This is a genomic window from Achromobacter sp. KK8 (assembly GCF_054188005.1).
Map to the genome: position 1 here is coordinate 625,175 of NZ_CM135178.1, position 23,312 is coordinate 648,486.

Consider the following 23,312-nt stretch of genomic DNA (forward strand, 5'->3'; position numbering starts at 1 on the left):
TTGGAGAAGCCCGTACCCGGCAACGTCACCAGGCACGGTGAAGGCTCGCCGCCAGCAAGCCGGGCGCGAGCCCGCGCAAGGGACGGCAGATAGCGCAACGACACAACTGCCACGCAACGCGGCGCGGGCAGGCGCCCGTCCGCGCTTCACGCTAAAACTCAAACATCAGTGAGGCGCTAAATACGGTGTTGCTTGTCTTGAGGCTTTCGGGCTTTTTCAGCGGCCAGCCCGCGGACAGGTCGTAGCTGGCCTTCACGTAAGGCAAGGCGGCGCGGCCACGCAAGCCTGTCACGGCGCCAACCAGCGTGCGGCCGGACAGGAACTCAGCGGACGGTCCGCCCACGCGGCCGGCGTCCAGCCCGGTGTAGAGCTGCTGGCCCGGCACACCGGTCACCCCCTCCAGATTCAGCGACAGATCGTTGCGCAAGGTCCAACCGTCCTCGGCAGCCAGGGTCATCTGGCCGTCGAAGCCGCGCACCGCGTAGCGGTTGCCGATGGTGAAGTAATCGGCGGGCACGACCGGCGTTTTCGCGTGCTGTATCTGCCAGTTGGCCTGGTAGGCAAGCTGTTGGCCCGCCACCTTGAACGGCAGGTACAGGCCGGCGTTGGCGACCAAGACCGTGCTGCGCCCGTTCCAGTCCGGATCGCCATAGACGTAGCCCGACTGGTTGGAAAACTGCGGCAGCGTGCCGCGCACACCGCCGCCGATGTCCAGCACCATCTGATCCACGTAATGGCGATGGCCGTAGCTGAACTCGTAGCCGACCACGTCGCGCCGCTGCACCTCGATGTCGATGTCGTTCAGCGTGCTGCTCGCGCGCTTGCGCAGGAACTTCAGCATGGCGGTGCCCTTGTAGCTGGCGCCGCGGTAGGGCACCACCGACACGCCCGCCTCGATCTGCTTGCTGGTGCCGCCGTAGACGATGGGCTCTTCGAAACCGGCCACCGTCTGGCGATAGCGCGACTTGCTGGCGCCGGCGAACAGGGTCCAGTAACCGAACGGAATGCTGTAGTTGATGGACGCGGCGCGCGAGCCGGCGTCGTTATTGCGCAGGTCGGCGTTGCTGTTCCAGGACACCGACAATTGGTCGTACAGGAACAGCGGCGAATCGAGCGTGAGGCCCGCATTGACCTGGTTCTTGCCGGTGGATTTCAGGCCGGCGTTATCGCCGCCCACGTAGGCATGCCAGCGCTTGCCGGTGCCCGGCTTGATGATGATGTCGGAGTCGCCCAACTCGGGGCCGGGAGCGACGTCGATGGAGGCGTCGGCCTGCCCGGCCAGCCGGCGGATGTTCTCAAGCGCCTGGTCCAGGTCACGCTGATTGACCTCGCCGCCGGGCCAGGTGGGCAGCGCGGTGCGCCACCAGCCGGGCGCGCCCTCGCTCTTGACGCCGGAGATGCGGCCGGGCACGTAGCGCAGGGTCAGCGTGCCGCCGGCCAGCGATTGCTCCGGCACCAGCACGCGCGCGGTGATCAGGCCTCGGCCTATCAGGCGCGCCATCAGGTGTTCCTGCAGCGCGCGCAGCCCTTGGCCCCCGATGCATTTGCCCACCGTTGTCCCGGCGTCACGGCGCAGCGCAACCGGCGGGCCGTCGCCATCCCAGATCACCCGGTCGATCGTGAAGCAGGGCGATTCCTCGGGGAATACGAGCCGCCCCTCGTCGGCGGCGGGCGCGGCCGGCGTCGACAGCACGTCCGGCCGCTCGGCGGCGCGGGCGCGTTGGGCGTCCAGCTCTTGTTCCTGGCGGCGCTGGATTTCATCGGTGCGCGCAGCGGCATCCACGGGCAGGGATTGCGCGCCGCATGCACCAGCATAGATCGCGGACGCAAGCACACCAGCGACGAGTTTCCACCCCCGAACCTGGCTCATACGATCGATGACCGGATTGGGCCCACTTCCGATCTTGCTGGCGGGACGTGCTTGTAAATCTGCGCGAATCGATTCATAGCGACATTTGGGAGAAGTCCTGCCAGCTGACCGAATACGTATTTGAAGCCTCTCCCCCCGGATTGATTGCCGGACGAGCACTTCTAAGCAGGGCACATATTTTGTGCAAGCCTGAATTGCCGCGACAATCAGACCACTCCTAAATATCGATCCATGAGGCGTGCGCTACACGGATCAAGACAGAAGCATGAGAATTTTCCGTTCTTGACATTCACACTCAGTACCGCGGGGTATCTTTGACGCCTTTCCAACGCGGAGGGTTGAGATGTTCTCGCTTTCAAAGCGCTGCGGCGCTGAGTTTTTTGGTACGTTCTGGCTGGTCCTGGGAGGATGCGGAGCGGCCGTGCTGGCGGCCGGTGTTCCAAATCTGGGGATAGGCTTTGTTGGCGTCGCACTGGCCTTTGGATTGACGGTACTGACGATGGCCTACGCGGTTGGCCATATTTCCGGAGGACACTTCAATCCCGCGGTCACTATTGGCCTTGTCGCGGGCGGTCGGTTCCCCTCCAAGGAAATCCTGCCCTATGTCATTGCGCAGGTCTTCGGCGCGACCGCGGCGGCGGCCGTGCTGGCTTGCATCGCTAATGGGCAAGTCGGCTTTGCGCTGCAGGCCAGCCACTTCGCGGCAAACGGCTATGGGGTGTACTCGCCCGGGAAGTATTCCATGGCGGCCGCACTATTGACCGAAGTCGTGATGACGGCAGGTTTCCTGTTTGTGATTCTCGGCGCGACGTCCAAGCATGCACCGGCCGGTTTTGCGCCAATACCGATCGGGCTTGCATTGACGTTGATCCATCTGGTGAGTATCCCTGTCACCAACACCTCCGTGAATCCCGCTCGTTCAACCGGACCGGCGCTGTTCGTGGGCGGATGGGCTCTAGATCAACTCTGGATGTTCTGGATCGCGCCGATCGCGGGCGCGGTTATCGGTGCAATCGCGTACCGTCTGATCAGCCGTCCCATAGCCAGCGGCAACTAGCCCGTCCGTGAAAGGGCGCATCGTGTAGCACGCAATCAGGCGCCATCGAGAACGCCAAATAGGAGAGGTCCTATATACCGTTTCCGAAGCGGGGTCTAAAAAGCTGCCTACGGCTTTTATCCCCTGCGCCGGAAATGGAGTTCGGTTTGTCCAGGTTCCCCGATACAACGATGTCGCCCGGGCGACGAAAATTCCTGCGTGCATCAAGCTTGGCCGCGCTTTCAGCCATGATCGTGGGCGCAACCTTTGGCAAATTCGCATCCGCTGCGCGGCTCGCGCGAGCGTACTTGTGGCCACCGGCGCGAGCGCTCGACGACCCCTACATCGAACTCGAACAGCTCAACAACGCTGCCGTCGACGCATGGGTTCGCGCGCAGACCATGCGAACCGTGAACGCGTTTGGGCGCAAGGATGAAGTTAACCTGCACGCTGCCCAGCCCTCTGCCGCAAGAGAGCCGGACGAGTACGGCTTCATTGCTTGCTCGCGTTGGGGAGACTGGGCTTACAGTTCCTGGACCGACGTTGACCATCCCCTCGACTTCATCATCCGTACGCCATGGGACGCCTGGGTCAGTGGCAATCCGAAATGGGAACGGATTCTGGATAACGATTCACTCGACCTGAACCGCACCGCGCTCAACGACATGCGCTGGTCGATAGTTCGCTATGAGTTGCTTCCCCCCGATGGCGATCGCGCGCTGGTCCACCTTTCGCGGGGCGGAAGCGATGCGCACATCGTCAGGGAATTCGACGTCGCCACACGAACGTTCGTAGAGAACGGCTTTTCATTGCTTGAGCCTGGTCACCATTTCATCCAATGGCTCGACCGGGATACCGTTTATGTAGGTGGCGACGCGCCAACGCCGCAGTCCAGGCCGTTGCCCGCTCGTGCGGAGACGCCACGCCAGATACGCAGATGGCCGCGAGGCGTCCCCCGAATGGATGCGCCCATAATCTTCGAGGCCGGCCTCGACGATCTTTCTGTGTCGGTATCTTATGACTTCGATAACCAGCGTCACATTGCATCGCGCTATAAGATAGACAGCGAATCGGAGCAGTTTTGGCTTGATGAATCGGCAAACGAATGGCGGCGCTATGACGTGCCCCGCGACTTGGATCTGTTTACCGAATGGGCTGGATGGCTGTTCCTGATGCCGCGAAGCGACTGGTTGACACAAGAGACGCGCTATTCCAGCGGGACTTTGCTGGCAATCCGCCGTGACGAGCTTCTTTCAGGCAGCCGCCGTTTCTCCACACTCTTTTTGCCGACTTCGAGCGCCGTTTTCACGAATATCGAATTCACGAAACACTGGTTGATTGTCGCGTACAAGCATGAGGGCATTACCCGTACCACGCTATGGAAGCCTCCCGAGAGCACCGGGGAAATGTGGACCTCCGAGGCGTATGCCCTTCCTGGCGATTGCACCGCGACTATACGCGCGGTAGATAGATCCCGCGATGACACGGTACTTATTCAAATAGAGAGCTTTTTACATCCACCGACGTTGTATCTGGCGGATCTGTCGAGCGACGAACCTTGGCAATTTATCGACGCCGAGGCCGAGAGCTTCGATCCAGCGGAATTTGTGGCGCAGCGAAGACAGGCCATCGCTCGAGATGGCACGCTTATCCCCTATTGGGTGATAGGCAACGCATCGGCGCTTCAAGGCGCCCCTCGGCCATGCCTGTTGACTGGGTATGGGGGATTCGGCGTGACCATGGATGCACCGTCCTATCTAGGCCACGCCGCTACCGACTGGCTTACGCCGGGCGGCGTATATGCCATCGCTGGTATCCGCGGCGGGGGAGAGTTCGGCCCCGCCTGGCATAAAGCGGCTCAACGGCAAAAACGCCAAATCGCGTTTGACGATTTTATTGCCGTATCCGAGGCGCTGATCAATACGGGTATCACCACCAGCAAGCAACTCGCTATCCAGGGAGGCAGCAATGGCGGTCTCCTGACGGCCGTATGCATGATCCAGCGGCCCGACCTGTTCGGCGCCGTACTATGTGAGGTTCCCGTTCTCGACATGCTGCGCTTTCATCTGCTGCTTCGAGGCGCGATGTGGCTAGATGAATACGGCAACCCTGACCACCCTGCCGACCGTCGCGCGCTGCTGGCCTATTCCCCGTATCACAACGTGCAGCCAGGCGCGTCTTATCCCCCGGCTTGGTTCACGTCATCCGCTACAGACGACCGCGTCCACCCCGGCCATGCCCGTAAGATGGTGGCAAAAATGCAGGCGCAAGGCCACGATCAGGTTTGGTATATGGAAGCCCGTGACGGTGGCCACGGCGGCATCGGTATCGTGCCCGAAGACGCCGTGCGCGTCCTGGCAATCAAGTCCGAGTTTCTACGGCAAACCGTCTGGGATGGGATACCGGCGGATTCGTAGCCAGCTTTGCTCGCGAGTCGGCGAGCGGCCTTATTTGCATTACGGCCCTCCCATCCGATACGTTTAATCCCCTGTTCTGTCCATTGGCGCGAAGAATTCCTTGCCTTAAAAGGGAGCATCTTGGTCGGCTTCGATGACCACGACGCACTGACCCGCGCGCACCGGGGAGCCGGGTTGCACGCGCACCTCGCGCACAGTGCCGCCGAATGGCGCGTTCAGCGTGATTTCCATCTTCATGGACTCCAGAACGACCAGTTCCTGGCCGGGCCGAACCTGCTGGCCAACGTGTACCCGTATCTGCCATAGATTGCCGGTGATATCACTCTCCACGCCATGGCAACCGTCGGGCAGCGGCGCTTCAGCTTGCGGTACCCCGACCGCCCTGTCATCGATCTCGAAGTGCGCCTGTCCGCTATCGATCCAGCGCTGGCGCTCCGCGTCGAAGGCCGCACTCTGATGCGACTTGAAAGCCGCGATGCCATCGGCCTCGCGGCGCAGAAAATCCTGGTACTGAGCCAGGTGCAGTTCCGCTGGCTCGATCCGCAGTGGAAACCGTCCCAGCGGGAAGTCGCGCCGGATCCGCTCCAGCTCCTCGGCGCTGACAGGATAGAAGCGCAACTGGTCGAAGAAGCGCAGCAGCCAGGGCTGGCCGTCGAAGGCAGGTACGTTCCGGTAGCGGTTCCACATCTGCAGCGTGCGGCCAACGAACTGGTAACCACCGGGCCCTTCCATTCCGTAGACGCAGAGATACGCGCCGCCGATGCCCACGGCGTTCTCGGCCGTCCAGGTACGCGCCGGATTGTATTTAGTGGTGACCAGGCGATGCCGCGGGTCCAGCGGCGTGGCCACCGGCGCGCCGAGATAGACATCCCCGAGCCCCATCACCAGGTAGCTGGCGTCGAAGACCGTTTTGCGGACCGCCTCGATATCGGGCAGGTCGTTGATGCGGCGGATGAACTCGAGATTGCTCGGGCACCACGGGGCATCCTTGCGCACGGTGGTCATGTACTTGTCGATGGCCAGCCGGCAAGCCGGATCGTCCCAGGACAGCGGCAGATGCACGATGCGGGAGGGCACGCTCACGTCGTCGGCGGCGCTCACGAGTTCCCATTGCGCCATGATCCTCCGCAGCAAGGTCGGCAGCGGCAATCTGCGCGGACAATAGTGGACCTGTAGCGATCGGATGCCCGGCGTCAGGTCCACGATGCCGTCAATGCCCTGCGCTTGCAGCGCCTGCATGAGGGCGTGCGCCCGGAAGCGCGTGACGAGGTCCAGTTCGGGCGCGCCCACTTCGAGCAGCAGATGGGTATCGCCCGACAACCGAGCCACCAGACGTTGGTCGCCGACGCCGCTGTCGAGCACGATCGGCGAGACCGCGACCCCGGGTTGCCAGTCCACCTCGACCGGCACCAGCGTCGCGCTTTCCTGGCCGCGCGCGTCGGCCAGGCGGCGCGCCGTGGGAAGGTCCACCGCAACGAATTGCACACGGTCTCCCGCCTTGAGCTGGCCAAGCTGCCACAGGTCGGCCTCAATGACCGTCACCGGGCACACGAAGCCCCCCAGGCTCGGCCCGTCGGGTCCCAGGATTACCGGCATATCCCCCGTGAAGTCCACAGCCCCTACGGCATATGGGTTGTCGTGAATGTTGGAGGGGTGCAGGCCGGCTTCCCCGCCGCTGTCGCGCGCCCATTCTGGCCTGGGACCGATCAGCCGGACCCCCGTGCGGCTGGAGTTGAAATGCACCTCCCACTGGGCGGCGAAGAAGGTCTCGATATACTCAGCGGTGAAGTACTCGGGAGCGCCGTGAGGGCCATAGAGAACGCGGATCCGGCGCAGGGCCGGCAGCGGAGCGAGCAACGCCGCCGGCAAACTGGCGCCGGCCGAGCGATCGTCGGGCGTCGGCAGATGGAGGATGTCGCCGGCACGCAGCGCCCGGCCGCCGTGGCCGCCGAACTGGCCCAGCGTGAAGGTACTCTTGCTGCCCAAGTAGTCCGGCAGTTGCAAGCCTCCGCGCAGCGCCAGGTAGGATCGGGCTCCCGAACCTTGGACGGCCCCGAGCGCTAGCGTGGCGCCAGCCAGCACGAACAATGCCGTATCCATGGGCTGCTCGACACCATCGAGCAACACCGGCAGCCGCGCGCCGGTCACCGCCACTACCGCTGGCGCGCGAAAGCGCAGCCGCGGTCCCGACATCGTGATCTCGAGCCCGGCGGCGCCTTCGGGGTTGCCCAGTAACCGGTTGCCCAGCCGCAGCGCGCGGTCGTCCATCGGCCCGGAGGGCGGCACGCCGACGGCCCAGTATCCCTGGCGGCCGGGCCAGTCCTGCACCGTGGTCAGGGTGCCCGACGACAGCACCTCCAACGCCGTGCTACGGTAGGCCAGCGTTTCCAGGCAGCGTGTCCAGGGTGATCCGCTGGAGAAAGGCGCGTCCGCTAGGACCTGGCGAAGATAGTCTCGGTTCGTCTCCACGCCGTAGAGACGGGTGTCCGCCAAGGCGACGTCCAACGCGGCGCGCGCCGCGTCCCGGGTAGCCTCCCAGGCAATAACTTTGGCGATCATGGGGTCGAAGAATGGCGAGATTTCGCAGCCCGCTTCCACCCAGGTGTCGATTCGCAGCGCATGGCCGTCGGAGGTCGGAAAGACCACCTCGCTGAGCAGGCCCGGACTTGGCTGGAAATCGCGTCCGGGATCCTCGGCATACAGCCGCGCCTGGATAGCGTGTCCCTGAGGTTGCAGGCCCTGCGAGAGTTCCGCTAATGGCGGCAGCGTGCCAGCGGCAAGCTCCACCATCCAGCGCACGAGGTCCACGCCCCAGACCTGCTCGGTGACCCCGTGCTCGACCTGCAACCGGGTGTTGACCTCCAGGAAATAGAAACGCTGCGCATCACTGTCATAGACGAACTCCACCGTGCCCGCGCTGCGATAGCACACCGCGCGCGCCAGCCTCACGGCTGCCTCACAGAGCGCGGAGGCGACGGCGTCGGGCAGGTTGGGCGCGGGGGTCTCCTCGATGACTTTCTGGTGGCGCCGCTGCACCGAGCAGTCGCGCACGCCCAAGGCCAGCACCTCGCCCCGGCCGTCGCCGAACACCTGCACCTCCAGGTGGCGAGCGCGCTCGATGTATCGCTCGATGAACACACCTGCGTCGCTGAAGTTGTTCCGCCCCAGGCGCTGTACGACAGTGAAGGCATCTTGAAGTTCATGCGGCGACCGGCACACGCGCATGCCGATACCGCCGCCGCCGGCAGTGCTCTTGAGCATCACCGGGTAGCCGACCTGTTCAGCCGCCGCGAGGGCGGCTGTGGGGTCATCCAGCAAGTCGGTACCATCGAGCAACGGCACCCCCTGTTCGCGGGCCAGCGCCCGTGCGGTGTGCTTCAGGCCGAACACCCGTAGCTGCTCTGGCGTGGGGCCGACAAAGGCGATGCCAGCTGCTTCGCAGGCCTGCGCGAAGGCGGCGTTCTCCGACAAAAACCCGTAGCCGGGATGGACCGCGTCGGCGCCGGCGGCGCGCGCCACATCGAGTAGCTTGTCCGTCGCAAGGTAGGTGTTGGTGGCAGCGCCATCGCCCAGGCAGTAAGCCTCATCGGCCTGGGCCACATGCAGGCTGCCCGCATCGGCATCGGAATAGACGGCGAGGCTCTGGACCCCCATAGCATGCAGCGTGCGCTCGATACGGCAGGCGATGGCGCCCCGGTTGGCAATCAGGAGTTTCTTGAACATTCTAGGTATCTCGAGAGGCGGGCCGTCCCGCGATGAGATGTCGCGCCCCGGTCGTCCGAGGCGGGAGAACGAGGCGCGCGTGCGCAACCGCGATTCTCGATAAAAGGAACGATGCTCGGCGACGCCTGGCAGCTCCGCGTCAGTCCCACACCAGCACTTCTGCCGGCGTCGGATTCCACCCGTTGCATGGGTTGTTCAGCTGCGGGCAGTTCGAGATCAGCACGATGACATCCATGGCGGCCTTGAGCTCGACGTACTTACCCCGGCCCGAGAGGCCGTCCTCGAAGGTCAACCCCCCCTCGGGCGTTACCGGAACGTTCATGAAGAAATTGATATTGGCGCCGATGTCGCGCTTGTCCAACCGGCCATCGCTGAGGCAGGCGCGCAGGAAGTTGTCCCGGCAGCTGTGCATGTGGCGCTTGCCCAGCGCATAGCGCACCGTGTTGCTTTCCTGGGCGCATGCGCCGCCCAGCGTGTCATGGCGGCCGCAGGTGTCGGCCACGATGGTCAGAAGCGGATTTCCAAGGTTGGAATAGAGCACGCTGCCAGTGGTCAGGTAAACCTTGTCCTGGCGGCGCAGGGTGCGCTGCGGATCGTAGCGTTCGCGCGGATTGGCGGCGCTGAAGAACAGTGTATCCACGGCCTGGTTGCCTTCGAGGTCCAGCAGACGCAACGTCTGCCCGGCCTTTACCTCGAAGAGGTAGGGCTCCCCGGCGGGAATGACGTGGCGAAACAGGGCGGTCTCCGGAGTAAGAAGACTGGCGGTCAATGACATGGCGAAGTTCCTCAGAGGTACAGGCGTTCGGTGTTGTGGAGGGCCCGAGCGTTTTCCGGGCGCGACGCGCGGCAGACCTCGGCGACGCCTTCCGTGCGAGCCTGGCTCCAGGCCAACTGGACTGGCCGCGGCGCGTAGCGCGGATCCGGGTCCATCGGATGTTGCAACGCCGACAGCACCACCAACGTGTCCATCGGCGCATAGAGCGCGACGTGGTCGCCGGCCTGGGAATTTCCGCTGACGAAGCGAAGGCCTCCATCTCCATCGGCCACGACCTTGCTGAACAGATTGACGACCATCAACAGGTCTTCGAGATCGAGGTTCCACTTGCCCATCTCGACCAGTAGGTTGTCGTGACCGTTGCGGAAGAAGCCATTGCGCAGTTCCTGATAGCGACCAGCGCCGTACTTGGCCAGCACTTCCCTGGCATCCAGCACGCCGCCGACGCAGTCGTGCCAGCCGCAGCTGTCGGACACGATGGCCGCCAGCACGCGTCCCATGTCCGAATACAGGCAATGTCCTTCAGTCAGCCGGAAGGTATGCTGGCCCTTGAGCGTGTCGGGCAGGTTCAGGCGCTCGCTGGGCTGGCGCGCATTGAGCAGCATCATGCCGACGTTTGCGCCGCCCTCGAGGTCGGTGATGCGCAGTATTTGACCACGCCTGAGAACGAAGGACGTGTGGCCGCCGCCCGGCAGGGTCTCCTCGTACAGGCGGGCTTCAATGAAAAGGCTGTCGGTACTCATGATTTTCCTTTTGCGTGAATGTCTTCGGCCGGGGGCAAGGCGCGCTCGAAAACGTGTGGCGGCAACCTGGCCACGGTCTTGGCGCTCGCCGCACGGTCCGGGTTGAGCGGAATGTCGTAGGTGATGCGGGCGCCGTAGGCCAGCGGCGCCTGGGGGTCGATGCGCACCTTGTCAAACACCAGCAGCCGGGTGCCCAGATGGAAACCCTCCGACAGATCGTGGGTCACCATGAATACCGTCAGGCGCGTTTCGCGCCAGAGATCGAGCAGCAGCGCGTGCATGTCCTTGCGAATGCCAGGGTCCAGCGCGGCAAAGGGCTCGTCGAGCAACAACATGCGGGGCCGCGTGATGAGCGCCTGGGCGATGGCCAGGCGCTGCTGCATGCCGCCCGAGAGCTGGCTCGGATAATGCGCCAGCACATGGCCGAGACCAACCCGGTGGAGCATTTCCGCCGCGGCCTCGCGCGCGGCGCGTTTGCGCCGGCCAAGCAGGCGGCCGAGCAACGGCGCGGCCCGCAGTTCCAGTCCGACAGTCACGTTGTCCAGCACGCTCAGATGAGGAAAGACCGAGTAGCGCTGGAACACCACGCCGCGGTAAACATCTGGCTCGGCGGGCAAAGGGCGGCCCTCGAGCCACAGCTCGCCCTTGCTAGGCCGCTCCTTGCCGAGCAGCAGCCGCAGAAAGGTGGATTTGCCGCAGCCCGAGGCGCCTACCAGCGTGCAGAACTCGCCTTCGGCGACGCGCAGGTTCAACTGTTCGAGCACGACCTGGTCGCCATAGCGTTGCCAGACATTGCGAATCTCAATGAAACTCATGACGAACCCTCCTCGGACCAGGGAAAGCACTTGCGATGGATCAGGCGCAGCGCCCAGTCCATCGCCCAGGCCAACAGGGTGATCCAGGCCACGTAAGGCAGGATGATTTCCATCGACATGTAGCGCCGTACCAGGAAGATCCGGTAACCCAGGCCCGCAGTCGCCGAAATTGCTTCGGACGAAATCAAAAACAGCCAGGCGGCACCGAGCATCAGCCGCAGCGACACCAGCAGCCGCGCCAGCAATTGCGGCAGCATCACACGCAACACCGCCGTCCAGCTGTTGGCCCCCAGGGTCTGGGCCTTGACCAACAGCTCGGCGGGAATCTCGCGGGCCCGGTGTTCCAGGTCACGCGCCAGCACCGGCGTGATGCCGATGACGATGAGCATGATCTTGGAGAGCTCGTCGAGTCCAAAGACGATGAACAGGATAGGCAGGATCGCCAGCGGCGGGATCATCGAAAGAACCGCGATCAAGGGCGACAAGGCGGCCCCCAGCATCGGAAAGACGCCAGAGGCAATGCCCAGGCCCAGGCCCGCCAGGGCGGCCGTCGCGATGCCCAGCAACAGACGCGTCACGCTGGCCAAGGTGTCAGACCAGAACAGCACTTGGCCGGTGCGCACGTCTTCGCTGAGGGCCATCCGCGCAATGGCATCGAGCATTTGCGCGGCGCTCGGCAGCAGGCGGTCGTCCGGATTTCCCGCCAGCCGCGCGGACGAGGCGACCGCGTAGACCAGCGCAAGTAGGATAAACGGCAGCAGGGCGAGCAGCCAGCGTTCTCCCCGCTTGGGGCGACGATTGATGAAGCGCATGAGTGCCTCGCCGTCAGAGTTCGCCGTTCGCGGCGAGCTTCAGGTAAGTCGCGTCGAACCGGAGTTTGGTGTTCGTAGCGTTGCCAACGGTGACGCCGCCGGGAAACGACATTCCTATGGCATCGGCACTGCGCGCGCCTTCGCCGAGCAGGCCTTTATCGAACGAGAATTGAGCGACGCGCTTCATTGTTTCGGGCAGCTTCGGGCTGGAGACAAAGGCCAGCTGCTCTGCCGCCGTGTACATCATGGCCGTGGTCGCGAGCTGGGCCCGGTAGTCGTTCAAAGTGGTGCCACCGGCCTTCGCCATCTGCGTGAGCGCGGCATCGTCATTGGCCTTCATCAAGGCCATGACCTCGAACCAGGCGCCGGTCAGGGCCTTGCCCAGGGCGGGATTGTCCTTGAGCGTCGCGCTGTTGACGACCATCAGGTCGATGATCTCGCCAGGCACCTTGCCGGAATCGAAGACCTTGGTGCTGCCTGGCATGGCGGCTATGGCGGATAGTTGCGGATTCCAGGCCACTACGGCCTGCACCTTGGGCGCCGCGAAGGCGCCGACGATGTCGGCGTCCGAGGTGTTGACAACGTTGATGTCGCGTTCGCGCAGGCCCACAGTCTCCAGGCCGCGCGCGAGCAGATAGTGGGACACGGAAAATTGCACGAGGTGCACGCTCTGGCCCTTCAAATCCTCGAGCGTCTTGCCGGCCCCCTTCAAGACGATGCCGTCGTTGCCGTTGGAGTAGCTGCCTGCGATCAGCACCGTACTGTCCACGCCACTGGCCGCGGGCACGGTGAGCGCGTCCATGTTGGTCATGGTGCAGCCATCGAACTTGCCGATGGTGTACTGGTTCAGCGACTCGACATAGTCATTGAGCTGGGTGACCTTGATGTCGATGCCGTACTTCTTGGCCCACTTGGCCACGATGTCCTGAGTCTGGGCGTAGTCCCAGGGCATCCACCCGGCATAGATGGTCCAGCAGACGTTGAAGCTGGTTCTCGGGGCCGCGCTGGCGAAGGGGGACGACAGCGCGGCAAGGCAAAGGATCGTCAGACTCACGAGATGGCGCAAGATCATGTCGGGACACTCCGGTTGAGAGGACACAGGCACGGGAGCAGCCAAACGCCGATGGCGCCGCTCTCCCGGGCTTTTATCCCGCCGTGTAACCTCAACCGAGGTCGTCGGCTCTCGGACCAGACACCCGCCTGATGCGGATCGGAACCCTAGCCAACCATTTGGTCCGCAGCATGTATGCCGCTCCCGTATGGTCCTTGACAAGCAACAACCGTGCCAAGATCAATTGCGGCTAATGCCATGTCGTTTCCCTGGGACGAGGGAAAGGAGATGTCCGCACCACACGCACCAGAAGCGTGCAAGTGGACGACATCCTCCCCGTGGTGGTGCCTGTCATGGGGCATGCACCACGAAGGTACGCCCGCGTTCGGAAAATAAAAACGCCCCAGCCTTCAAAAGCTGGGGCGAAAGGTCGGCAACTGTCGGCGAAATTGCTCCCGACCGGCGGGACTCTAACATGCAACGGAGCGCCGGCGTCACAAACCACGCCGTCCAGCGCGCCATGCAAGACGGCGCCACCCCATAACTCGGACTACCACCGAAACGCCAGTCCCAACCTGCCGCTGACCCCTTGGCCATCACTATGGTTCAACGACTGGTTGTAATCGGCCGCGGCAAAAACGCTTACACGTTTGGAAAGCTGTCCCGACACGCCAACCCCTACCTGCGCCCAGGTTCCGCCCAAATCGCTTGCCAACGTCACCGCATTGCCTCCTTGCAAGCCGGAAAACGAGGTACGCGAATCAGCCCCCATCTGCTGCCAGACATTGACACGCAACCAGCCGGTTGCCGGAGCGCCTCCTTCAGTATTCATTTGCTTCTTCAGTCGCGCTCCCAGGCGCGCATATGTCGCCTTGATGTCGTCGAATTTGACGCGACCGAAGTCGTCCTTGGCGCTATCGATGGAAACGTACTGATAAATCAACTGCCCCTGCGGCTCCAGCGCCCAATTCCCCCCCAGGTCGAATGGATAGCCCACTTCCAACGAAGCCGCCAAACCCGTGCCATCCGTGGACAATCTTTGCCCCAAATTCGAACGGGTCTTGATATCGCTAAAAATCGTACCCTGCAATACCCCGTCGGCGTACCATCCCGAGCTGCCCTGGCGTGTCCAATACACGCCCAATGACGTTCCGTTCATCGAGACCTTGCCCGCGCGCCCGCCGAACACGGCGTTGACGTCGGCCGACGCGGATGCCACACCGAAATAGGCACCGACGATATCCCGCGCGCCCTCGGCGCCCTGTCGGCGGTATAGATCCTGCCCCAGTTGGAAGCCAGCCAGGTCATAGTGATAAGACGGACCATCGTTCTCGAACCTCCTGAACCCTGAGCCGCCGACCCTTCCTGTTTCTCCAATCAGACGCGCCCAAGACGATCGGCCTGTCCCATCTTCCGGGGCAACTGAAGCCGTGACTGCCCCCGCGCGATCATGATAGGTGCCTAGCATTCCCAAGCCGTACCGCGCGGCCAGCAAAGGCACTGCCATATTCAGCGGCACTTCCTCGCGGTAGTTCGGAACCTCGTCCGCTGGATTTGCTGGAGCTTCTGGCGGTAGCGGCGCCACCTCAGGGTCGATTACGGTGCTGCGCAGGTAATAGCTTTCACCATTGGTGGAACCACCGCGGAACAGCGAATACTCGAATGCCCCGGCTGCCACACGGTCGCCGAGAGTGAAGGCCCCTGGTTGTGTGCTTGCGGCGTTTCGTGCATCCACCACCAGAATGCCGTCACCAGTTGTCAGTGCCCCTCCCCCCCCGCTATTGGCGATGCGCAATGCGGTACTACCCGTCGCGCTTCCCCCATCGATCACCACGCGATCAGATGCAGCCCCGTCCCCCGCCAGAAACGTATTCAACGCGATGGAGCCACCCGTTCCCGAATAATTGGACAGCGTCAGAGTCTTGTAACTCGCGTTCGATGAAGGCGTGCCTTGACTGGGGCTGAATAGAATCTGGCTTGCATTGTTCGTCAGCGAAGTGGCCGAGGAATCGCCCGTCAGTATCCATGTCGAGCCACCACTGAAGCTGATATTGCTGACACTCGCCGCGTCCTTTGCGGCGGCACCTTGGACGCGCGAGGCGTCGGCCGAGAGATTCAGCGTAGTGGGATTTCCGGGAACGGTGCTCGTCACATTGAGCCAGCGGCCATTGTTGGCTGTCGCATCCGAGCGATCGAACTGCAGATTGGTCACTCCCCCGCTGGCTGCGATGGATTCCGACTGCGCACTCGCCAACGTCACATTGGAGAACCCGGCCGTGTTCACGGCAGTCGGCGCCGAGCGAACCCCCGAGACAAAGCCACTGCTGGAAGCGCCGGTGGTGGTGAGCGTGGCATTTCTCAACGTCAATGTCGCGCCATCATTGAGCGCCACGGCTGGCGCGTTGCCCCCTCCTGTCGTGACGGTGAAATTCTCACCGGTGAACACGGAGCCGGAGTTTCCCAGCAGAACGCCGGCCGCGTTGCTCCCCTGCGTGGCGACACTCGTCGATTTGGCCTGCAGGCTGCTACCCAATAGCGCCACGAGTCCGAAAGCATTATCTCCCCGTGTCTGGATGGCCGCTCCTTCGACGCTGACGCCCCCCCCCTGAACGGCCACTACGCCCAGATTTCCAACACCGGCGGTCTCGATTCGTCCGCCGACAATGGAGACTTGGGCGTTACGTTGAGCGCTTACACCGCCCGCACCGTTCGTGGTTGCGATATCAACATCCGTAGCACTTAGTGTCGTCCCCGTCCCATCAACCAGAATGCCGGTCGCCGCCAAGGTTCTGATGACCGGTCTCGCCAAGGAAACCTGCGCGCCGCCCTGCGCGACCATGCCAATAGCGCTGCCCCCGAGGCCCGATGTTGTCACTGACACGGAGTTGCCAGTAAATGCTCCTCCCAGGACCGCAATCCCGATTCCACCAGCGCCTTGCGTCGATACCGAGCTATCGGAGATATTTATCGAGCCGCCTTGGTTGCGAATGCCCACCGCGCCCACGGTCGTAATCGTCACCCGCTGCATATTTACCTGGTTGCCCGGTGTTGCGATCATCAGACCATCGGCGCCAGCACCCGTTGTTGAAATAGAACTATCCTTGAGGTCTATGGCGGCCGCTGCGCCATTGTTCAGCGCCACGCCATATGCATTCGCGCCTGACGTTCGAATCGTCACGCGGTCGAGCGAGGCCGTCGAACCGGAAGCGGAAATCAGGAAACCGAGCGCGCCATTGCCTGTCGTGGTGATGGATGTACCTATCATCTGCGCCGTCGCGGCGGTACTCGCCAGCCAAACGCCATGCCCGCCTCCCGTGGTCGAGATCGTGACGCCGCTATTGACCGTCAGCGCGCCAGGCCCGGACAAGTGAATACCCGAATCCCCCGTGCCCGCGCCTGCGGTCTGAATGGAAACGGAACCCGGACTCGGACCCGCCGACGGATCGATTATCAACGTACCGCCGCCGCTTACCTGAACACCGGCGCCGGTCGCTGTGGAAACATTCGTCCCGCCCACCATAGTGGTGGTGCCCGCCCCAACATTGACCGTGCTGGAAATATTGCCCGGCCCAACGGTTTGTGCCAATGCGGGCTCTACCGTGGACAGAAAAAGCACCAGAGAGATTGTTCCTAACTCGTTAGCGCCCAGGCGCGACGCAACGCGCTCGCTCGGTGGACGTCCGCGCAATGGAGAACTGGACTCGGGGAACGGCAAGACAGAGCCACGTCGTTGATTCAAGCGCAAACCGGCCTTCAACGCTTTTGCACGCAGTTTCATGATGCACCTTGCGGTCTGATATAACGAACAAAAAAGGCAATGGTCGAACAGTGTTTTTTTTGCATCCCAGACGAACGTTGGCGATGAGCCACTTACCAAGTAATCACTCTACTGCCACCTCCTCAAGAACTCAGCCCACGCCGCACCATATTTCAATGGCGTCCTGTAGCTTTGCCATGCGGATAGGCTTGCTGATGACCGCGTCCATACCCGCGTCGATGCACCGTTTGGCGTGCTCACTGCCAGAGGAAGCCGATATGGCAATGATGGGACATCGTGGTAATCCCGCCTCTATTTCATAGGCCCGCAGCTTCTCGGCCAGCGCGTAACCGCTGATATCGGGCAAATCGCAATCCATCAAGACCAGGTCGTAGCGGTCTTCTTGATATGCCAGCCCAGCCGCCGCGCCGTTTCCCGTTACCACGACGACACACCCCAGTTGCGTCAGTTGCGCCTTCAGTACATATTGATTCGCTGGCGCATCCTCCACCAGCAGCACTTTCAGCGGCACGCAGCTACCCTGCTCCCTGCGATCTGTCCCATGCGTCGTACTGTCGGAAGTGACGCCGATGATCACAGGCAAGGCGATTTTTATCGTGGTGCCATGTCCCGGTTCGCTATGCAGGGCGATACTTCCCTGCATATATGTGACCAATTCGTGGCAAATGAGCAGCCCCAAACCTGTACCCACGCGATTTTTTCTCGCGCCAGTCCCTTGCACATAAGGCTGGAACAGCTTCTCCTGCGTGCGCGTATCAATCCCTACCCCGGTATCGCTTACCCGGATATGCAGCATCCCAGTTTGCGGCGCTCTGGAATCGGGCACAAACTCCAGCTCGACATCGACTTGACCGTTGTCAGTGAACTTGATCGCATTCGACACCAGATTATGCAGAATCTGACTCACCCGGGCGGTATCCAGCATCAGGCGTGGATACGGCTGCGCCATGGTCATGACAAGCCCGATTCCCTTCTGGTCCGCCTGCAGCCGATGCAATTCGACGACCTCCCGGGCGAGTTCAGCAACGTCCGTCGGCTCATGATGCAAGATCAGTTCGCCCGCCTCCAGTTTGGAGATATCCAGTACATTGTCCAACAGTCTCAGCAATGAACTGGCGCCGCCATTGGCCAGCCCCGCCAGGTGCCGCTGTTTTTCGTTCATCGGCGTGCGCAGCAACAGCTCGATCGCTGCCAGAACCGCATGCATCGGCGAACGGATTTCATGATTCAAGACCGCAAGGAACATGTCCCTCTCCCGCTCGTTCCGAACGGCCCGCCGGTACTCGTACCATGTGCTGTATGCCAGAAAGCCAAGCAGCCCGAGCGTCGCCGCAATCGCCAGAACCTGCCAGCCGTAATGCCGGATCAATACGTCGACGGAGGGAGCCCCCAGATCTGTGCTTTCGATCCAGTCATGCCGCAGTCGATGGGCGTCCTCCGGTGATATCGAGCGCAGCGCCTTTTGCAGGATGGACCAGAGAATGGCGTTATCGTGGGAAACCGCCATGGCGATATCCGAGGTCAACGTCGGTAGAACCCCTGCAATCTGCAGCACTCCCTCATATCGCCGGTTCAGATAGGGAACCAGATATACTTCCGAGCCGATTGTCGCGTCTGCCTTGCCCTGTGCCACCGTTTCCAGCAAACTCGTCGCTTGTCCGTCAGCGGTGAAAACAAGATTGGGAAGTTTGTCTTGCAACAACTCGGTGTACGGTCCGTACGTCGGCAGGACGACCTTCTTACCTTCCAATTGCTGCAGATCGGTAATAACCGGGTCGCACGCACAGGCCACGACCACGGCAGCGCTGGTAATGTAGGCCGAGGTAAAACGCAGGTTGTTGTCGCGCGCCTCGGTACCGAGATTGCGAGATGCCAGAGACAGGACATCAACCTCTCCGCGCCTAACGCCATCCACGCGTGATTGTCCATTGCGCAACGGCTTGAAAGTGAACGTCAACCCAGTTCGTTGCGATATCTCTTTCAGGTATTCGGCGGACAGACCGCGCAGTACGCCGTCCTGGAGGTATTCCAGCGGCCGCCGATCCGGCAACACCCCCACAGTAACGGTTGGATGCCCGGCGATCCAAGCCCGCTCTTCATCCGTCAGCACCAGCGAGTATGCTGGCGGCACAGACGACAGCACGGCCTCCTCCTGGTGGCTCGCTCCAAGAACCAGAACGGGCGTCATGGCAGCCAATGCCGCCAACAGCCACCCAGCCCGCGTTGCTACACGGGGGCCCGGATGCCGTGCGACGTACTCATCAAAGAGCACCGCCATTCCACGCACTGCCTGGACAGGAGATCTCAACCGGCCTCCTTCGTCGTCACGACAGCGCGTTTGAGCGCCTCCTCCATCGACATCAAGGTTGGCAACACCTCATCATGTCGTGGGAACGCGCCAGCCTTCAACCGTTCTTCCATCCGTGAGGCCAAGCCCGCCAATTCGGCCATCCCTAATGTCAAGCTCGCTCCGCGCAATCGGTGCGCATAATGCCGGGACTGAACTGGATCTCTTTCTGCGAGCGCGCGACGCAACGCGCTCAGGTCTTCCCCCAGGGCGGAGTGCACGAAGTCCCGAGAAACAACAGGAATTTCCGCCCCAACGGAATCGTGGTCGGCATCCAGGTTCAACGTCACGTCACACCAGATTTCGATGGTGTCCCGTAGCTTGCCCAATTGGATGGGTTTACTCAGAACGCCGTCCATGCCCGCGTCAAGGCAGCGAGATACATGTTCGCTGCCCGAGGACGCGGAAATGGCTATGATCGAGCTGGCGGGGAGCAGATGTTCAGCCTCATGGGCTCGAAATTCTTCGGCCAGGGTATAGCCGTCGGTATCAGGAAGGTCGCAATCCAACAAGACAAGATCGAAGCGGTTGTCCCGAAATGCCTGGCGAGCCCGTGATCCGTCTGGCGCCAAGTGGACGTTGCAGCCCAATTGGGCCAATTGCGCCTGAATCACGTATTGATTGGCGGGCGTATCTTCTACCAGCAGGATGGCCAGGCTTTCCCCCCTCGGATGAACGCCGTCACGAGGCGGCGTTACCATAGGAGAATTCTCTTCTACACAGACCTCGACCGGCAGCGACACGACCACTTTCGTACCAACGCCCGGCACACTATGCAGTCCGATGGTCCCGCCCATGCACTCCACCAACTCGCGGCAAACCAGCAGTCCCAACCCTGTCCCGCTCGCCTTGCGGCCTCTCGCGGGGCTCGCCGAATGGCTATATGGGCTAAATAGGTGGTTTTGATCGCCTGGCTCGATACCGATTCCGGTATCCGCGACCTCAATCTGTAAGACCCCTTTTTGACCCGTCTCCTCCGGTTCGAAGGTAGCGGTAAGCGTGACGCTCCCCACGGCGGTGAATTTGACACCGTTGGAAACCAGGTTGTGCAGCACTTGCGCCACACGGCTGGAGTCCAGTATCAAGCGGCCGCAATTCTCCGGAACGCCCGCCGCGAGTTCCAGTCCCTTTTCTGCCGCGCGGGTACGATATGCATCGACCACCTCATGCACAAGATGGGCGAAGTCAGTAGGCGCCGGGTCCAGCACGAACTTCCCCGCTTCGAGCTTGGATATATCCAGCACGTTGTTGATCAACCGCAGCAATGCTTCCGCTTCCTTACCAGCCAGGCCGACCAGATGCCGCTGATCTGGTTCCAAGGGCGTATGCCGCAATAATTCAATGGAAGCCAAAACCGCGTTCATCGGCGAGCGGATCTCGTGACTCATTACGGCAACGAACTTCGTTTTCTCCTGCTCGCTTCGAACGGCCTGGCGATGGGCCCACCTGAACGCATAGATCAGGCCGCTCAACAACAGCGCTATTCCAATGAATAACAGGCCATGGATACGATAATGACGAATGAGCACCGCCAACGAAGGCTCTCCGAAATCGGTCTGAGCCAGCCATGCTTCGTTCATGCGGTAGGCTTCGTCGGCAGTGATTTGGCTCAACGCCTTCTGCACGACCGAATGCAGCAGCGGTTGATCGGCGGACATCGCCATGCTCAACTCGGCAGAAGCCGACGCGATCACACCGGAAATCTGTAGTATCCCGTTGTAGCGACGCCCCATGATTGGAGACAGCAACGCGTCAACGCCGACCACGGCGTCAACCTTGCCCTGCGCCAACAGATCCAACGTTTCTCGCGCTCCTCCACCATTCACGATCTTGACGGTGGGCGAAGACTCGCGCAATTTTGGCCCGATCTCACTATATTGCGTCACCCCCACGGTCATCCCGTCCAGATCCTCCAGATCCAGCATCGAGACAGTTCCCGCGCGGGTCACGATGATGTGCGTGGTGACGTAGTAAGGCGATGTGAACAACTCCCGTCGTTGTTCGCTCAGCGGTTCCGAGCGGCGGACGGCCAGCGCAAACATGTCCACGGTGCCATCCTGCAACCAACCCAATTGCGCAATTGTCCCGCTGGAGGCAGGTTTTATGACGAACTTCAGGCCGGTTTTCCTTGACACCGCGTTCAAATATTCACTGGCCAAGCCTCGCAGCTTGCCATTCTCTACGTATTCCAACGGCTCGATGTCTCTGCGCGCCCCTACCACTACGGTGGGGTGGGCGGCGATCCAGGCGCGCTCTTCCGCCGAAAACTCATCGCCGTGGACAGCGAGCGACACCGGCGCCAGGCACAGTAGCGCAATGCAGCCCAGCATCCGCAGCAAGGGACGCTTCATAAGGAATCGATAATGTGCCGAATCTTGAACAACCCGTTGTTGGACGACACGCCCAACTTGCGGAAGGCGGCAGCCTTCTGGCTGCTGATGGTCTTGATGCTCCGGTTGAACTTCTCTGCAATTTCCGTCACCGTCATGCCGTCGAGAAAGCAGCGAATGACCTCGCGCTCGCGCGCCGACAATGCCGCCCCGTATACCGCATCGTGGGAATCCTCACGTTCCACCGGCACATGCTTCGTCGTGGCGTCAGACACCCGGAACATCATTTCGGATTCGAGATAGACCGCCCCTGCCGCCACCGTCCGAATGGCGCCGACCACCTCGGCCATATCCTGCGCCTTCGACACAAAGCCTCGCGCACCTGCTCGAAGCACCAACGCCACGGTTGCTGGCTCGGCATGCGCCGACAACACGATGATCCGGCAATCAGGGAACTTGACCCGCAGCGCGCGGATAAGCGATACGCCGTCCATCTCGTCCGGACCGAGCGCGTAGTCGACAAGCAGGACATCCGCGGGCTTGTGCGCCAATCCCGCGATCATCGCGCGGCTGTTGCCATACAGGCCGACAATTTGTATGCCTGCTTCGACCTGGAGATGGGCCAATAGGCCGTTACGCACGACCGCGTGGTCATCCAGAATGGCCACGCGTAGTTGATTCGGCATGCCATTAGCCACGTGATGGCTCCTCCAAATTGCCCTTACTGTAGGTCAACATATTTCACAACATTTCATTTAATTAGGAGTAATACTGCCAACACGCCGCCGAATCAACAGAAAGACGAGAGCGTCGGTCGCGAATGTGCAACACTTCGCAACCTCGCAGCGCTTTGCACGCCACGCACCGCTCCCGATACCTGGAACTCTATTTATCAGTAGCTTTCAGGTGCGAACTCGAGGCTCCCCGCCACCACCTGACTGCGTCGTTCCCGTTGCTTGTTTCGCCGGTAGGCTGCCGCCGTCGTGCCGAAATGACGTTTGAATACCCGGCTGAATGAGGCGAAATCCAAATAGCCGCAACGCCTGCTCAACAACTTCACCGGGATTTCGTTCAGCGACCTGTCCGCCAGGTATTCAGCGGCTTGAGACATTCGCGCGTGCTGCAGCGATCCGAGGAAGCTTGTCCCTCCCTCGCGGAATACTTGGTGCACGTGGCGCACCGACACCTGAAACGCCCGCGCCAACTCCTGGGCGGTAACGGAAGGCTGGTGGCAGTGGCTAAGCAGCCAGAGTTGCATCCTTTTGCGCGAGTTCGCCCTGACGTCCGACACAGCCACCCGAGTTGCTTCGATCGCCGCTGTCTCCTCCCCAGCGGGCGTCATAACCCCCTGGGCCACCGGTTGTGGGACATCCATTGCTCCAAGGGCGACGACGTCTGGACGCTTCCCGCCGCTCGCGCAACAGCCGGTCTGAAGTGCGCAAGGCGCTGCATGAGCGCAGGTTCGATCCATTCGCATAACGGAACAACCCCTCCTTCCAATTGCGAATAGGTCGGTTCAGCCATCCTCAATCGTTGCGCCATCTCCTTCTTGGAATAAGACAGCCATATCCTCCACGCCCGCAACGGGGGCCACTTGTGCTTACGCATCAACGCC

The 23,312-nt window shown here is 61.9% G+C and carries 14 protein-coding genes and 1 riboswitch; of the genes, 2 read left to right on the forward strand and 12 right to left on the reverse strand.

The window, feature by feature from the left end:
* Nucleotides 1-151: 151 nt before the first annotated feature.
* Nucleotides 152-1,870, reverse strand: a complete 1,719-nt coding sequence (locus ACVN9Z_RS02975; protein WP_458213079.1) for a ShlB/FhaC/HecB family hemolysin secretion/activation protein — start codon at nucleotides 1,868-1,870, stop codon at nucleotides 152-154.
* A 343-nt stretch (nucleotides 1,871-2,213) separates the two neighbouring features.
* Here ACVN9Z_RS02975 and aqpZ point away from each other — a divergent pair, with 343 nt between their 5' ends.
* Together aqpZ and ACVN9Z_RS02985 are read left to right on the forward strand one after the other, a co-directional pair.
* The gene (gene aqpZ / locus ACVN9Z_RS02980; RefSeq protein ID WP_458213080.1) at nucleotides 2,214-2,927 is read left to right on the forward strand and encodes an aquaporin Z; all 714 of its coding nucleotides are present in this window, start codon (nucleotides 2,214-2,216) and stop codon (nucleotides 2,925-2,927) included.
* Between the two features lie 146 nt (nucleotides 2,928-3,073).
* Nucleotides 3,074-5,323 carry a prolyl oligopeptidase family serine peptidase gene (locus ACVN9Z_RS02985; RefSeq protein ID WP_458213081.1) on the forward strand — a complete coding sequence of 750 codons (2,250 nt, stop codon included), beginning with the start codon at nucleotides 3,074-3,076 and terminating at the stop codon, nucleotides 5,321-5,323.
* A gap of 105 nt (nucleotides 5,324-5,428) precedes the next feature.
* Here ACVN9Z_RS02985 and uca read toward each other — a convergent pair whose 3' ends face one another.
* The 11 genes from uca to ACVN9Z_RS03040 form a co-directional block, all read right to left on the reverse strand.
* A complete protein-coding gene (gene uca / locus ACVN9Z_RS02990) occupies nucleotides 5,429-9,046 on the reverse strand; it encodes an urea carboxylase (protein ID WP_458213082.1) in 3,618 nt (1,205 codons plus the stop codon).
* 139 nt (nucleotides 9,047-9,185) lie between these two features.
* The gene (locus tag ACVN9Z_RS02995) at nucleotides 9,186-9,821 is read right to left on the reverse strand and encodes an urea amidolyase associated protein UAAP2 (RefSeq protein ID WP_458213083.1); all 636 of its coding nucleotides are present in this window, start codon (nucleotides 9,819-9,821) and stop codon (nucleotides 9,186-9,188) included.
* Between the two features lie 11 nt (nucleotides 9,822-9,832).
* Nucleotides 9,833-10,564, reverse strand: coding sequence for an urea amidolyase associated protein UAAP1 (locus tag ACVN9Z_RS03000; protein WP_458213084.1), 732 nt, complete (start codon nucleotides 10,562-10,564; stop codon nucleotides 9,833-9,835).
* Nucleotides 10,561-11,379: an ATP-binding cassette domain-containing protein gene (locus ACVN9Z_RS03005; protein ID WP_458213085.1), complete on the reverse strand. Its 819-nt coding sequence runs from the start codon at nucleotides 11,377-11,379 to the stop codon at nucleotides 10,561-10,563. The genes ACVN9Z_RS03000 and ACVN9Z_RS03005 overlap by 4 nt, the downstream gene beginning before the upstream one ends.
* Complete coding sequence (locus tag ACVN9Z_RS03010; protein ID WP_458213086.1) at nucleotides 11,376-12,191, reverse strand: ABC transporter permease; 816 nt, start codon at nucleotides 12,189-12,191, stop codon at nucleotides 11,376-11,378. The genes ACVN9Z_RS03005 and ACVN9Z_RS03010 overlap by 4 nt, the downstream gene beginning before the upstream one ends.
* 13 nt (nucleotides 12,192-12,204) lie before the next feature.
* Nucleotides 12,205-13,263 carry a putative urea ABC transporter substrate-binding protein gene (locus tag ACVN9Z_RS03015; protein WP_458213087.1) on the reverse strand — a complete coding sequence of 353 codons (1,059 nt, stop codon included), beginning with the start codon at nucleotides 13,261-13,263 and terminating at the stop codon, nucleotides 12,205-12,207.
* Nucleotides 13,264-13,323: 60 nt separating this feature from the next.
* Nucleotides 13,324-13,424: riboswitch (guanidine-I (ykkC/yxkD leader) on the reverse strand.
* Between the two features lie 368 nt (nucleotides 13,425-13,792).
* A complete protein-coding gene (locus ACVN9Z_RS03020; protein WP_458213088.1) occupies nucleotides 13,793-17,020 on the reverse strand; it encodes an autotransporter family protein in 3,228 nt (1,075 codons plus the stop codon).
* A gap of 130 nt (nucleotides 17,021-17,150) precedes the next feature.
* Complete coding sequence (locus ACVN9Z_RS03025; RefSeq protein WP_458213089.1) at nucleotides 17,151-19,208, reverse strand: ATP-binding protein; 2,058 nt, start codon at nucleotides 19,206-19,208, stop codon at nucleotides 17,151-17,153.
* Nucleotides 19,209-19,324: 116 nt separating this feature from the next.
* Complete coding sequence (locus ACVN9Z_RS03030; RefSeq protein WP_458213090.1) at nucleotides 19,325-21,718, reverse strand: ATP-binding protein; 2,394 nt, start codon at nucleotides 21,716-21,718, stop codon at nucleotides 19,325-19,327.
* Nucleotides 21,715-22,383: a response regulator gene (locus ACVN9Z_RS03035; RefSeq protein ID WP_458213091.1), complete on the reverse strand. Its 669-nt coding sequence runs from the start codon at nucleotides 22,381-22,383 to the stop codon at nucleotides 21,715-21,717. Before ACVN9Z_RS03035 ends, ACVN9Z_RS03030 begins: the two co-directional genes overlap by 4 nt.
* Before the next feature lie 206 nt (nucleotides 22,384-22,589).
* Entirely contained in the window at nucleotides 22,590-22,955 is a 366-nt protein-coding gene (locus ACVN9Z_RS03040; protein ID WP_458213092.1) for a helix-turn-helix transcriptional regulator, read from the reverse strand.
* Nucleotides 22,956-23,312 lie beyond the last annotated feature (357 nt).

Excerpts from the sequence above, each read along its gene's own strand:
- ACVN9Z_RS02975 (WP_458213079.1), bottom strand. The coding sequence starts at position 1,870 with ATGAGCCAGGTTCGGGGGTGGAAACTCGTCGCTGGTGTGCTTGCGTCC.
- aqpZ (WP_458213080.1), top strand. The coding sequence starts at position 2,214 with ATGTTCTCGCTTTCAAAGCGCTGCGGCGCTGAGTTTTTTGGTACGTTC.
- uca (WP_458213082.1), bottom strand. The coding sequence starts at position 9,046 with ATGTTCAAGAAACTCCTGATTGCCAACCGGGGCGCCATCGCCTGCCGT.
- ACVN9Z_RS02995 (WP_458213083.1), bottom strand. The coding sequence starts at position 9,821 with ATGTCATTGACCGCCAGTCTTCTTACTCCGGAGACCGCCCTGTTTCGC.
- ACVN9Z_RS03000 (WP_458213084.1), bottom strand. The coding sequence starts at position 10,564 with ATGAGTACCGACAGCCTTTTCATTGAAGCCCGCCTGTACGAGGAGACC.
- ACVN9Z_RS03005 (WP_458213085.1), bottom strand. The coding sequence starts at position 11,379 with ATGAGTTTCATTGAGATTCGCAATGTCTGGCAACGCTATGGCGACCAG.
- ACVN9Z_RS03010 (WP_458213086.1), bottom strand. The coding sequence starts at position 12,191 with ATGCGCTTCATCAATCGTCGCCCCAAGCGGGGAGAACGCTGGCTGCTC.
- ACVN9Z_RS03015 (WP_458213087.1), bottom strand. The coding sequence starts at position 13,263 with ATGATCTTGCGCCATCTCGTGAGTCTGACGATCCTTTGCCTTGCCGCG.
- ACVN9Z_RS03020 (WP_458213088.1), bottom strand. The coding sequence starts at position 17,020 with ATGAAACTGCGTGCAAAAGCGTTGAAGGCCGGTTTGCGCTTGAATCAA.
- ACVN9Z_RS03025 (WP_458213089.1), bottom strand. The coding sequence starts at position 19,208 with ATGACGCCCGTTCTGGTTCTTGGAGCGAGCCACCAGGAGGAGGCCGTG.
- ACVN9Z_RS03030 (WP_458213090.1), bottom strand. The coding sequence starts at position 21,718 with ATGAAGCGTCCCTTGCTGCGGATGCTGGGCTGCATTGCGCTACTGTGC.
- ACVN9Z_RS03035 (WP_458213091.1), bottom strand. The coding sequence starts at position 22,383 with ATGCCGAATCAACTACGCGTGGCCATTCTGGATGACCACGCGGTCGTG.
- ACVN9Z_RS03040 (WP_458213092.1), bottom strand. The coding sequence starts at position 22,955 with ATGCAACTCTGGCTGCTTAGCCACTGCCACCAGCCTTCCGTTACCGCC.